12 protein-coding genes are annotated in these 13,362 nt (G+C 41.5%); 10 read left to right on the forward strand and 2 right to left on the reverse strand.

All coding sequences use genetic code 11. The annotated features are described in order from the left end of the window. Positions 1–15: 15 nt before the first annotated feature. The 5 genes from Q4574_RS04185 to Q4574_RS04205 all read left to right on the forward strand — a co-directional run bounded on the left by Q4574_RS04185 (position 16) and on the right by Q4574_RS04205 (position 5,050). Positions 16–498 carry a (2Fe-2S)-binding protein gene (locus Q4574_RS04185; protein ID WP_303471890.1) on the forward strand — a complete coding sequence of 161 codons (483 nt, stop codon included), beginning with the start codon at positions 16–18 and terminating at the stop codon, positions 496–498. Next, the gene (locus Q4574_RS04190) at positions 495–2,738 is read left to right on the forward strand and encodes a molybdopterin cofactor-binding domain-containing protein (RefSeq protein WP_303471892.1); all 2,244 of its coding nucleotides are present in this window, start codon (positions 495–497) and stop codon (positions 2,736–2,738) included. The genes Q4574_RS04185 and Q4574_RS04190 overlap by 4 nt, the downstream gene beginning before the upstream one ends. Positions 2,739–3,003: 265 nt before the next feature. Further along, positions 3,004–3,714, forward strand: a complete 711-nt coding sequence (locus Q4574_RS04195; RefSeq protein WP_303471893.1) for a sulfotransferase family 2 domain-containing protein — start codon at positions 3,004–3,006, stop codon at positions 3,712–3,714. Positions 3,715–3,841: 127 nt separating this feature from the next. Further along, positions 3,842–4,594, forward strand: coding sequence for a rhomboid family intramembrane serine protease (locus Q4574_RS04200; protein ID WP_303471895.1), 753 nt, complete (start codon positions 3,842–3,844; stop codon positions 4,592–4,594). Next, positions 4,595–5,050, forward strand: a complete 456-nt coding sequence (locus Q4574_RS04205; protein WP_303471896.1) for a thioesterase family protein — start codon at positions 4,595–4,597, stop codon at positions 5,048–5,050. 122 nt (positions 5,051–5,172) lie between these two features. On the opposite strand, the gene rne is transcribed toward Q4574_RS04205, so the two are convergent. Then, the gene (rne, locus tag Q4574_RS04210) at positions 5,173–8,253 is read right to left on the reverse strand and encodes a ribonuclease E (RefSeq protein ID WP_303472319.1); all 3,081 of its coding nucleotides are present in this window, start codon (positions 8,251–8,253) and stop codon (positions 5,173–5,175) included. Positions 8,254–8,977: 724 nt separating this feature from the next. On the opposite strand from rne, the gene rluC reads away from it, so the two are divergent. Then, positions 8,978–9,937, forward strand: a complete 960-nt coding sequence (gene rluC / locus Q4574_RS04215) for a 23S rRNA pseudouridine(955/2504/2580) synthase RluC (protein ID WP_303471898.1) — start codon at positions 8,978–8,980, stop codon at positions 9,935–9,937. A 9-nt stretch (positions 9,938–9,946) separates the two neighbouring features. On the opposite strand, the gene Q4574_RS04220 is transcribed toward rluC, so the two are convergent. Beyond that, positions 9,947–10,525, reverse strand: coding sequence for a nucleoside triphosphate pyrophosphatase (locus Q4574_RS04220; protein ID WP_303471900.1), 579 nt, complete (start codon positions 10,523–10,525; stop codon positions 9,947–9,949). Positions 10,526–10,634: 109 nt separating this feature from the next. Here Q4574_RS04220 and yceD point away from each other — a divergent pair, with 109 nt between their 5' ends. From yceD to Q4574_RS04240, 4 genes are read left to right on the forward strand one after another with little or no spacing between them, the layout of a single operon-like run. Further along, positions 10,635–11,168 (forward strand): 23S rRNA accumulation protein YceD, encoded by a 534-nt coding sequence (gene yceD, locus Q4574_RS04225; protein WP_303471902.1) that lies wholly within the window; start codon positions 10,635–10,637, stop codon positions 11,166–11,168. 10 nt (positions 11,169–11,178) lie between these two features. Then, entirely contained in the window at positions 11,179–11,349 is a 171-nt protein-coding gene (rpmF, locus tag Q4574_RS04230) for a 50S ribosomal protein L32 (protein ID WP_216046542.1), read from the forward strand. Positions 11,350–11,351: 2 nt separating this feature from the next. Continuing rightward, positions 11,352–12,383, forward strand: a complete 1,032-nt coding sequence (plsX, locus tag Q4574_RS04235; RefSeq protein ID WP_303471909.1) for a phosphate acyltransferase PlsX — start codon at positions 11,352–11,354, stop codon at positions 12,381–12,383. Between the two features lie 3 nt (positions 12,384–12,386). Continuing rightward, on the forward strand, positions 12,387–13,346 hold the full coding sequence (locus Q4574_RS04240) for a beta-ketoacyl-ACP synthase III (RefSeq protein WP_303471910.1): 960 nt from the start codon (positions 12,387–12,389) through the stop codon (positions 13,344–13,346). Positions 13,347–13,362: the final 16 nt, after the last annotated feature.

Here is a 13,362-nt window from a genome sequence, read left to right on the forward strand (position 1 = left end):
CTTAGGAGCAATAACGTGATTAATTTCAGTGTAAACGGTAAGCAGCAACAAGTGGATGTTGATCCGAATATGCCTCTTTTATGGGTGCTTAGAGATTCTTTAGGGTTAACGGGAAGTAAGTTTGGGTGCGGTATGGCTCAATGCGGCGCTTGCACTGTGCACATTGACGGTCAACCCGTACGTTCCTGCGTTATGCCTATATCAGCTGTTGCAGGTAAGCAAGTTACTACCATCGAAGGATTATCCAATACCGGAGATCACCCAGTGCAAAAAGCCTGGATTGAACACAATGTTCCCCAATGTGGTTATTGTCAATCGGGGCAAATAATGAGTGCAGTTGCATTGTTATCCCAAAACGAAGCGCCTAGTGATGAGGATATCGATAATTACATGCAGGGAAATATATGCCGTTGCGGAACTTACCCGCGAATTAAAGCGGCGATTAAAAGTGTCGCAAAAGGAGCAGATCTTGCTAAAAATGTAGGAGATGACGCATGAGCCATAAAATAGAAAATGTCAGCCGTCGACAGTTTTTAAAAGTGTCAGGGGTGGGGGCAAGTAGTTTTGTCTTGGCGAGTAGTTTAGGCTCTTTTGCTCCGGTTTGGGCGCAACAAAATCAAAATGATGTAGAGCTTAATCTTTTTGTTAGTATACATGCTGACAATAAAGTGGACATCATATGCCACCGCAGTGAAATGGGGCAGGGAGTGCGTACTTCGATTCCCCAAGTTGTGGCGGAAGAATTATGTGCAAAATGGGATCTCGTCTCTGTAGTACAAGGTCAAGCCAACAAGGAATACGGTAGTCAAAATACCGATGGTTCGCGCTCTATTCGGCGATTCTATACAACATTGAGGCAAATGGGAGCCTCTGCTCGAGCCATGCTTGAACAAGCGGCAGCAGATTTATGGAAAGTCGACGTCAATAGCGTGTACGCCGAACAAAGTTATGTGCATCATAAAGACTCAAACCGTAAAGTGAGTTTTGGATACATCGCTGAAGCCGCCGGCAAGCTATCTCCCCCTAATCCTGACTCCTTAACTTTCAAATCTAAAAAAGACTTTAAACTCATTGGTAAACCTGTTACAGGGATAGATTCAACCGAAATAGTCAGTGGTCAGGCTGAATTTGGACAAGACATTCGTTTGCAATCAATGGTGTATGCCAGTATTGAACGAGCGAAAGTGTTAGGGGCGAAAGTAACCTCTTATGATGCTGATGCGGCCAAGTCCGTAAAAGGGGTTATCGATACCTTTAAAATGCCTGAACAGCCAATGCCAGTTGTGTTCCATCCCATGAATGGTGTGGCTGTGATTGCCAATAATACTTGGTCAGCGTTACAAGGCCGAAAAGCGCTCAATATTGATTGGGAGCTAGGTGACAATAGTCAACACAATACTCAGGAATATATCGCTGATCTAAAAGCCAATATAGTGAATAAAGGTAACCCCATCCGCGTGGAAGGAGACGTTTACTCTGACTTGGATCAGGCTACGGATACTCACAGTGCTACTTACAGTGTGCCTTACCTTTCCCAGGCGCCCATGGAGCCCTCAGCCGCTACTGCTGTGGTCAAAGATGGTAAGTGTGAAATTTGGGCGTGTACACAATCTCCCCAGGTGACTCAGCAAAATGTTGCCCAAGCCCTTGGTATCGAGCCTGAAAATGTCACTGTCAACGTGACGTTTTTAGGAGGGGCATTTGGTAGAAAAGCAAAACCTGATTTTTCCATAGAAGCGGCTTTGTTAGCAAAGCAACTCAAGCGACCTGTAAAAGTTGTTTGGAGTCGTGAAGATGACATTCAACAGGGCTTTTATCACGCAGTCAGCGTACTACATGTAGCTGCCGCGATGGATGCCAAAAAACAGGTAACCTCTTGGCTGCAACGCACTGCTTTCCCGAGCATAAGCTGGACATTTACTGGCACTGTGGATGAACCCCAAACGGGCGAACTTTCCCTTGGATTTGGTGATGTGCCATTTAATATCCAAAATTTATCTTGTGAAACCCATAAGGCAACTGGCCATATTCGAATCGGGTGGATGCGTTCAGTAAGTAATATTCAACACAGTTTTGCCATAGGCTCTTTTGTCGATGAATTAGCGAGCAAGGCCGGTATATCGACCCATAAAATGTGGCATCAGTTGTTGGGTGAAGATCGCTTGCTTAATCCAAAAACGGATGATTTTGATTATCAAAACTACGGTGAACCCCTGGAAGTGTTTCCCGTGGATATTAAGCGAATAAAAAAGGCACTGGATTTAGTTGTTGAAAAATCTGGTGCAAATCAGCCAACTCAAGAAAATGAAGGATGGGGGATTTGTGTCCACCGTAGTTTTGTCAGTTATTGCGCGGTAGCGACAAAAGTAAAGGTAGTGGATAACAAAGTAACGGTTTTAGAAGTTCACTCGGCTATCGATGCTGGTACTGTTGTCAACCCAGATCGTGTTCGTTCCCAACAGGAAGGCTCAATGATCTTCGGCTTATCTTTAGCCCTGTTAGGCGAGATTTCGGTAAAAGATGGTGCAGTCGAACAATCAAACTTCCATGACTATCAAGTGTTGCGGATGCACCAGTGCCCTAAAATAGAAACCTATATTATTGAATCAGACGCTCCTCCAGGTGGGGTAGGTGAACCAGGTACCCCACCAGTTGCGCCAAGTTTGGCCAATGCCATATACCATGCCAGCGGAAAACGTATTCGAGACTTACCCATTAAAAATCATATGGCGGTGTAAAAACACATTTAGTGTTTTAAACGTGTGATTTAGGGCGAGTATAACGTGAGTGATTGTCAAATATCATCGACAATCACTCACTCTGTTGTCCTACTTAAATAGTCATTTAAAATGAAACCTCCATTTCAATTTACATATACCTGAGTTAAACATGACAAGGCTATATCCAGAATACGATAAATGTTAAGGTGTTGAGTGAATCATTTGATTATTACCTTGCTGCCCAGCAGGAAAATTTAACACCTGTCGAAGGAAGTGTTGACGAATGTTGATTTCTCACCAATATAATTTCATTTTTATTCATATTTATAAAACCGCTGGTACGTCAATTATGAACGAGTTCGTACCTCATTCTCGACTCATTGATCGGTTGGCTTATCAAAATACCTTATCCAGACTGATATTTGGCCAGATTAACAATCTAATGGGGTGGAGCGATGATGGTATGAAGCAGTTTACCGGTCATCACAAGCACGCTAAAGCCCATGAAGTTGAAGATAAAATGGGAACTAAGGCATTTTCCTCATATTATAAATTCTCGTTTGTGAGGAATCCTTTTGATCTTATTGTCAGCAAGTACTTTTATATTTTGCAATCTAAAAAGCATGTTTCACACAAAAAGGTGTTGAATATGAGCTTTCTCGATTTTTTAAAATGGCACTTATCCAAAAAGCCGCCTCTTCAAATCGATTTTCTAATGAACCAACATAGAGATAGAAAGCTAGTTGACTATATTGGTCGGTTTGAAAACCTTACTGAAGATACTAGCAAGATTAAGAAAAACCTTGGCTTGGAGGTTTCAAACGGGATAGAACATAGAAACCCTTCATTGAATCGTAAAAGTAAAAATTATCAGGACTACTATGATGATGAAAGTAAATCCCTTGTATCAAATTACTTTCAATTGGATTTAGAATTGTTAGGTTATAATTATGATGGCGCCCAAGGCGATATGAAATTGATTACTCAATACTAAATACAGGTATGTAGTAAGAAAAATGATAGGGAGAACTTGCCTTTATAAAAGCAAATAAATGTCCAAAGAGATGTATTAACTGCACTCAGTCTCTTTTATTTGTTAACAATGACCTTATAACTTAACAATGACAGTCAAGCCATCTTTTAAATCAAGTATCATTGTAATCAGTTTTTTCATTGGTTTTTTATGGTGCATCAAATCATTTGAGTTACTATTTCATGTTGATCTTGGGTGGTTAGGAGTATATCCACACAGTATTCGAGGTTTATTGGGAATATTAACCGCTCCCTTAATTCATGGCTCAGTAGAACACCTTTTTAATAATACCTTGTCTTTATTGATCCTTGGCGTTTTTATCGTTTATGGATACCCGCGATCACGATGGCGAGTCATACTCTTTGTTTGGATTTGTTCAGGTATAGGCGTTTGGCTATTTGCTAGAGATGCTTACCATCTTGGCGCCAGTGGCTTAACCCACGGCTTGTTTTTCTTTTTGTTCGTTGTAAGCTTATTTCGGCGTGATAAAAGTTCCATCGCGATCATGATGGCTGCATTTTTTTTGTATGGTGGCATGACCATGACAATTTTCCCACGACAAGAAAGTATATCTTTTGAATACCATCTATTTGGCGCTATATCTGGCACTATTGCAGCGCTTTTATGGCATAAAGTCGACCCTAAAGCGGCAATAAAACGTTATGAATGGGAAGAGCCAGAATCTCCTGACGACCCTTTTATTGGTGATCAGTGGTTATATTCCAATGAATCTAATCTAAATCCCACTGAAAATGGCTCTGAATTAAATAACAGCGACGATAATAGTAAAGTCGATAGCCAACAAATAACAATATTACCGACTCGAAAGGAGAAAGACTGAATGTCTGAGCACAATAAGATGCAAGTGTTATTAAGAGTTCGTTATGCTGAATGTGACGCGCAACAAGTGGTATTTAATAGTCGGTATGCGGAATATGTAGACTTAGCTGCCACTGAATTTATGCGAGCTGTGTTGGGCGGTTTTGATAAGTTGCTGGAACAGGGGTTAGATAACCAAGTAGTTAATCTCAATATTAGTTGGCAAGGCCCAGCAAAATTTGATGATGTAATTAGCATGGACGTATTTGTTTCAAAAGTTGGTACTTCTTCATTTACCTTGGATGTAGAGATGTTTCATCAAACCACTAAACAAGCCATATGCACTGCACAGGTAATTTATGTCATGGTGGACGCCAAGACATTTAAAAAGGTTGAAATAAACCAAAAGTTGAAACATATATTACTAGCGGGCGCTCCTGACGCTAGCGTTAATCTTGCTGGTACTTTTGCCCCTTGAGTGGTGGTAGAACCTAATGGATGATAGCTAATAAGGTACCCTGAAAAAGCATAAAAAAACGCCGGTGAATGTTTGTTCACCGGCGTTTATCTTGGTTGACTTTTTTGCTAGCGGTTATCTAGTTAGGCAACCGATCCAGGTTTAGTGGCTGCGGCAGCCGAACTATTCGCAGTATTGGCCATAGACGCTGTTTTACCTGAAACTTTTAAACCAGCGCGCTTTTCAGCAGCGAGTGCTTTAATTTCAATTTCATTAAAATCCGTTTCAATTGCTTTAGGCTTTGCCATAGGATGAGACACAGGTGCTTTGGTTACCGTCACCTTTGGTCTTTTGGCTGCCTTTGGCTTTTTCGCAATTTCTTCAACCTTTTCAGGTTGTTCAGTGATTGCGTTTGAATCGGCAGTTTTAGGCGCTTCAGCTACAGGCTCAACGACAGTTTCTACTGCAGGCTTTTCATCGACTTCTTGCTCAACCGGCGTGTTAACGACAGTAGGGGAAGGAGTGGCGTCTGCAACTTTAGCTGTCTCTTCAGTAGTTGCAACATCAGCATTATCTGCATCCAACTGAATCTCTACTTGCTCAGGTTGAGCTGCCTTAGCTTTTGCTGGCTTAGCAGCTTTAACCGGTTCCTTTGGTTCAGTTGTCGTCTCAGTATTGACTATCACTTCGTCCTGTTTAGCCTCTGCATTTGCACTCTCATCTACAGTGGTAGACTCAGCCACATTTTCGTCGGCTTTCTTAGTACGTCTTCTCGCACGAGGTTTTGCTTTAGGTTTTTCTGCTTTTACCTCTTCATTAGCATCAGTGGCTTGCACACCAGGAGTATCGTGTGATTCAAACTTAAGTTCATCTTGAGCTAATTGTTCATTAGCCTTTTCAGTTGAATCAGTTGCATTGCCTTCTTCTGCCCCAGAACCTTCTTTTCTGCGCTTTTGACCTGCAGCACGAATATGTCGAGGAGAACGTCTGCTTCTGCTGCGCTCTGCTTGTCCTTCGTCTTTAGACTCGGTACTTACTGTTTCGGTTGCTGCTGTTTGGTTTTCAGTGGTTTGAGTTGCATTATTCAACTCGTCATTTTTGGTTTCTTCGCTTTGAACCTTATCGTTTTTAACTTCTTCAACCTTGGTTTTTGGTTGCGGAGTTTTCGTGACTTCAGTTTGAGCTTGAGTGACTACATTGGCATTTTCACCTTTGTCACCACGCACATTTCGACGGGTATCGCGTCTTTTTCTGCGTTCTGCAACTTTCTCATTTTTACGCTCGGGTTGGTTTTCAACCGATGCGTTCTCTTTAGTCGTTTGATTTGCATTAGGATCTTGCGTTTTATTACGATTATCACGACGCTGCTTAGGCTTCTTATCGCGTTTTTGCTCAGGCTTATCAGCTTGGCTTTTCTCAGTCCGTGTTGTCTTTTCTCTGCGTTCTGATGCTTTTGGTTTGCGATTGCCTGAACGCTCGTTGCGATTACGAGTATTCCGTTGTGGGCGTTTATTTTGTGAACTACTGGTTTCCTTTTTCGGCGCAGGCTCTGGTTCGCTTGCAAACAGAGTAGATAACCATTTAGAGACTTTAGTCAACAATGACGCTTCTTCAGTTTTCGTGGCTACCGGAGCTTGCTGTGGCGCAGATAAACCTTGTAACACAGGTTGCTCTTTTGGCTTGATTTCTTGAGTAGGATTATCAACCTCAGCAGACTGTGTATCCATCAACTCAATGTTATAGCTCGCTTCAGTGACAGTATCGTCCGGTCGTCTACGAGCAACATGGTAATGAGGCGTTTGTAAATTTGGATTTGGAATAATCAACAAATTTACCCCATGACGTTTTTCAATAGATTGGATTGAACGTCTTTTTTCGTTTAACAAGTAAGTAGCAACATTAACGGGTAATTGTGCTTCTATTTGCCCGGTGTTGTCTTTAATACTTTCTTCTTCCATTATGCGAAGAACTGATAATGCTAAAGATTCAGTACCACGAATGTTACCGTGGCCACTACAGCGAGGACATACAATATGAGCTGACTCACCCAGTGAAGGACGTAACCTTTGACGTGACATTTCTAACAAACCAAATCGAGAAATACGTCCCAATTGGATTCTAGCTCGGTCATGTTTGACTGCATCTTTAAGGCGATTTTCAACTTCACGCTGATGGCGCACTGGCGTCATATCAATAAAATCGATTACGACAAGGCCACCGGCATCTCGTAATCTCAATTGACGTGCAATTTCATCGGCGGCTTCAAGGTTAGTATTAAATGCCGTTTCTTCAATATCACCGCCTTTTGTTGCCCGGGCAGAGTTGATATCAATGGAAATCATTGCTTCAGTAGGATCAATGACTATTGAACCACCAGAGGGGAGGCGTACTTCACGTTGAAATGCAGATTCAATTTGAGTTTCAATCTGATAATGACTGAAAAGCGGTACATCACCTTTGTATTGTTTTACTCGGCTTGCGAAGTCAGGTCTTACTAATTGAATATGCTGCAGAGCTTTTTCATAAACCTCTACACTATCAATGAGGATTTCACCGACATCACGACGCAAATAATCACGTATAGCTCTGACAATGACGTTACTTTCCTGGTGAATAAGGAAAGGAGCTGGCTTAGTTTCAGACGCTTCTGAAATTGCGTTCCAATGACGAATTAGCACATTTAAATCATGCTCTAATTCTTCAAATGATTTACCAACGCCTGCCGTTCTGACGATTAACCCCATGCCTTCAGGCAATTCGAGTTTGTTTAAGGATTGTTTTAAATCGGTACGCTCATCACCTTCAATTCGGCGAGAAATGCCACCTGCACGAGGATTATTCGGCATTAAAACTAGGTAACTTCCAGCCAAACTAATAAAAGTCGTAAGGGCAGCGCCTTTTTGACCGCGCTCTTCCTTATCAATTTGGATAATAACTTCTTGGCCTTCTTTAATCACATCTTTGATGCTAGGGCGGCCATCAAACTTATAACCTTTAGGGAAATAAGTTTTCGCTATTTCTTTAAGGGGTAAGAAACCATGTCGGTCTGCACCGTAATCAACAAACGCAGCTTCTAAACTGGGTTCAACACGGGTAATAGTTCCTTTGTAAATATTGGCTTTTTTTTGCTCGTGTCCAGGGCTTTCGATATCAAGATCATAAAGCTTTTGTCCATCGACCAATGCAACACGCAACTCTTCTTGTTGAGTAGCGTTGATTAACATTCTTTTCATTGTATAAGACTCGGTTTTAGTACCGAATGCGGAATAATGTAGAACTGAAAAACGTGGCTTGCAAGCTGCACCAAGCTGAAATTACCTTCAGTCTCACGACTGTAAAAAACAGATCTTGTGCGCGTTTAGATGTGCCAAGGATTAACCTTAAGCATATGATTTCATTAGGGAAGTGAATTATTACGTGTGGTAATTTTTACTTCAGACCCTTGGGTGAAACGCCTCACCCCAATAAATTTTTTGTCTATCTTTCAAACTGACGTGATGTTAAACAAAACACATCAGTTTGTTGCCAAATTCAATTCTTACTATTCTGCGATTGGTACTTTTTTATTGTATATCGCATGATGATTTGTAAATTTGCTTGCCCAACCAATCGAAAAAATACTCACTTCGACAGCGGCAATGCATCATTGTGTGTTACGAAATTTATTTCGTTGATGCCATACAAATTCTAATTTTCATCGCATTATTTACTGCTTTGCAACAGCAAAGCCAGCTAAACGGTCGGATTATCACATTAAAACTAACACTCTGGCAAGCAAATAAAAATTATAAAGCTAATTTAAATATTTAAGTTAGAATAGCCCTTTGGGCCACAGAACTTTCGTTGATAAATGAAAACGTCTAAACACTTGGCTTTTAACTTAATTTTGCATTCAAATGCGTTTAACCCAACACTAAATCCAATTAGTAAAACTCTACAGGCTCGTTAATGACCGATTCAAACTTCAATAAAGTACAATTTTTAGCCATCGACTCTGACCATGAAGGCCAAAGAATTGATAATTATTTACGTACAATATTGAAGGGCGTACCAAAAAGTATGATTTATCGGATTTTACGTAAAGGTGAAGTTAGGGTTAATAAAAAGCGTATTAAGCCAGAATACAAATTAGTGAGTGGTGATGAAATTCGCCTGCCGCCTATTCGCGTGTCTGAATCCAGCCAACAAGCACCCTCCACTAAACTAGATAAAGTGGCCACTTTAGAATCTCACATTTTATTTGAAGATGATGTATTAATTGTGGTTAATAAACCCTCAGGCATGGCTGTACATGGAGGCAGTGGTTTGAGTTTTGGCGTAATTGAAGCTTTACGTGCACTGCGTCCCACAGCAAAGTTTCTCGAGTTAGTGCATCGTTTAGACAGGGATACCTCAGGTTGTTTGCTGATCGCTAAAAAACGTTCAGCGCTAAAGCACTTGCACGAACAATTACGTAACAAGACCATGGACAAACGCTATCAAGCACTAGTTGATGGACATTGGCCTGAAAACCGCTTTAAAGTAAAAGCTCCATTATTAAAAAACATCGTTAAATCTGGTGAGCGCATAGTCACTGTCTCTGCGGAGGGTAAAGAATCTGAAACGCGCTTTCGGATCCTTGAATCCTTTGCCCAAGCGACTTTAGTGGAAGCCTCTCCAATTACCGGGCGGACCCATCAAATTCGAGTGCACTGTCAGCATGCAGGACATCCCATTGCCGGAGACAGTAAATATAAAGATGAAGATTTTAATCATTACATGGCAAAACAAGGATTAAATCGGTTATTTTTGCATGCCTATCGAATTTTATACGTGCATCCGGTGACGGGAAAGCAAATGAGCCATACCGCAAATTTGGATAATTCATTGAATCAGACACTCAAGGCGTTAAGAAAACTTCAGGCCTAATATTCTTTGTTAGCTCAACACGTCAAACTTAAACTCAGCCAATACATCACAAAGGGCAATAAGAGGTAAGCCAACTAAACTATTTGGATCTCGCCCCTGTAATTGGCTGAACAAACTAATTCCCAAACCTTCACATTTAAAACTGCCTGCGCAATCTAATGGACTTTCTTTGGCAATATAGTTTTCTATTTGTTGATCGGTTAAGTTGCGGAAACAGACAGTGTACTCTTCCACCAAGGATATACATTTATTGCTATTTGCATCGACCACACTTAACCCCGTATAAAAGACGACTTCTTTACCACTGCATTGTTGCAACTGCATTTTGGCGTTTTGAGGGGTTCCAGGTTTGCCTAGTATATCGTTATGTAAACTGGCTGTTTGATCAGAGCCTATTATCAAACCACTTTTATAGTGACGCGCCACGTCTTTTGATTTTGCCTCTGCCAGTCTTAATGCCATGTCTTTAGCTGACTCGTTTAAACGTCGGCTTTCAACAACGTTGGGTTTATGACAAATGAAATCGAGTTGCAGTTTATCGAGTAGGGCTTTACGATATTTAGAAGTGGAAGCAAGAACTATTTTCACAATTTTCCGTTAAGTTAATAAAAAGTCTTCATTATTATTAGGGAATAGGGGGCTTTTGGCTATATTTTCCTTTGACTAACGGCTTCAGTATCTATATTATGCGCGCCCTATGCAGAAAGTGAAATTGCCCAAGTTTATCGAACCAGTCAAAAGTGCTACAAAACGCTCTGATTATAAGGGTGTGATGATGACTTCTGACATGGCGCGTTTTCTTAGTGCAGTGGCCACCGCTGCTGATACTGTTGAAGCTGAAGTAAGATTCGATAAAGACGAGCAGGGTCTGAATTTTTTTCAAGGACAACTATCAACATCAGTGGAGCTTGTCTGTCAGAGATGTAATGAGCAATTTGCTCATTCAATTCACACATCATTTTGTTTTAGTCCGGTGAAACGGAAAGCAGTTGAAACAGATGATGAAGTTGAATTGCCGGACATTTACGAACCGGTAGAGGTCAATGACCATGGAGAAATCAATCTACTGCAATTGTTCGAGGATGAACTAATATTGTCTTTGCCCATTGTCGCCCTTCATGCAGAGGAGGATTGCAATATCAAGCGGGATGAAATGCAGTTTGGTAAGATTGAACCGGCCGATGAACGTCCAAACCCTTTCGCGGTTTTGAAAGAACTTAAGCGAGACTAGGAGTAATGTAATGGCTGTACAAAAGAACAAGAAAACTCGTTCAAAGCGTGGTATGCGTCGTGCACACGATTCTTTGACTGGAGCGACTTTGTCTGTAGATTCAACTTCAGGTGAGACGCATCTTCGTCATCACGTGACTGTTGACGGTTACTACAAAGGCAAAAAAGTTATCGCTGACTAGCAATGACTTTTAGCCGTCTAACCATTGCGTTAGATATTATGGGGGGCGACAACGGCCCCCATGTAACTCTTCCTGCAGCGATAAAAGCACTGCACGAAATCCCACACCTATATTTTATACTTTGCGGTGATGAACAAATCATTTCAAAGGTAGTCAGTAGACAACCCTTATCCATTCAAGAGCGCGTAGAGATCCAACATTGTTCAGAACATGTTGCCATGGATGAAAGGCCGAGTTCTGCCCTGCGCAATAAAAAAGATTCTTCCATGCGTCGTGCTTTAGAGCGCGTAGAGTGTGGTGATGCTGATGCGTGCGTGAGTGCCGGAAACACCGGAGCGCTGTTGGCGATAGCTTATCATGTCCTAAAAACGTTACCGGGTATTGACCGTCCCGCCCTCGTATCTGCATTACCTACCGATGATCATCACAAACTGTTTCTGTTAGATTTAGGGGCAAACGTGAATTGTGATTCAGAAACCTTGTTTCAATATGCGGTAATGGGTTCGGTTTTAGCTGAAGAGGTGGCAGGGGTGACTCATCCACGAGTGGCGTTACTCAACGTCGGAGAGGAACAAATCAAAGGCAATGACCAAGTCAAATTTACCGCGCAACTGTTACAGCAAGCTAAAGGAATAAACTATACTGGTTTCGTTGAAGGTAATGACATCTTTACTAATTGCGCTGATGTGGTGGTTGCTGATGGATTTGTGGGTAATATTGCCTTAAAAGCCTGTGAAGGTCTTGCCACATTAGTTTTAGAAGAGGCAAAGCGGGTTTCAAACGAAAATTGGTTGACGAAATTATTGGCGAAAATAGCGTTGCCATTGTTAAGAAAGATTTATCGAAGGGTGAACCCCGACCAGTATAATGGCGCGAGTCTGATAGGATTGCGCGGAATTGTGGTCAAGAGCCATGGTAATGCTTCTTCAGATGCTTTCTTATTTGCAATTAGGGAAGCGGAACAAGAAGTACAACGACAAGTTCCGAAAAAAATAAAAGATAAAATTGAATCCGTTTTAATGGAGCGCTCTTAAAATATGTACTCAAAAATAATAGGTACTGGAAGTTATTACCCTGCAGAAGTCCGTAGCAACGCAGATCTAGAACAAATGGTTGATACGACTGATGAATGGATAACAGATCGAACGGGAATTAAAGAAAGAAGAATTATTGGCGCAGATGAAACTGCTGCCACTATGGGATACGAAGCGTCTCTAAAAGCCATTGAAGCAGCCGGTATAGATAAAAAGTCTATTGATATGATTGTATGTGCTACTACAAGTGGCCGATACGCGCTGCCCAGCACGGCCTGTGAAATTCAAAAAGCGTTAGAAATTGACGGTATACCCGCGTTTGATGTTGCCGCCGCTTGTGCTGGTTATTGCTATGCATTAAGTGTGGCAGATCAATATATAAAAACCGGCATGGTGAAGCGAATTTTAGTTATTGGCACAGATTGTTTATCTAAAATGATCAATCCTGAAGATCGCTCAATGGTTATTCTATTTGGTGATGCTGCCGGTGCAACGCTTCTTGAAGCAAGTGAAGAGCCTGGTATTTTGTCGACTCATATAAATGCTGCTGGATCCTACGGAGACTTGTTACAAATTGGTCACGTTGAGCATGGTAATGAGCAATCGGTACATGAAAACTGGGGCAGCATGAAAGGAAACGAAGTCTTTAAAGTGGCAGTGACTAAACTCAGTGAAGTTGTAGAGCTGACTTTAAAAGCAAATAACATGCAAAAATCAGATTTAGATTGGTTGGTTCCTCATCAAGCAAACTTTCGCATTATCAAAGCAACCGCCAAAAAGTTAGAAATGTCTTTGGACCAAGTTGTTCTAACCTTAGAAGATTATGGTAATACATCGGCTGCAACTGTGCCCACAGCACTCGATAAAGCAATAAGAGATGGACGTATTCAACGTGGCCAAAACTTGTTGTTAGAAGCATTCGGCGGCGGATTTGCTTGGGCGGCAGCCCTCGTTAAATACTAATTTCTTTTTGTTTACA

Source organism: Aliiglaciecola sp. 3_MG-2023 (genome assembly GCF_030548205.1).
Lineage (GTDB): Bacteria > Pseudomonadota > Gammaproteobacteria > Enterobacterales > Alteromonadaceae > Aliiglaciecola.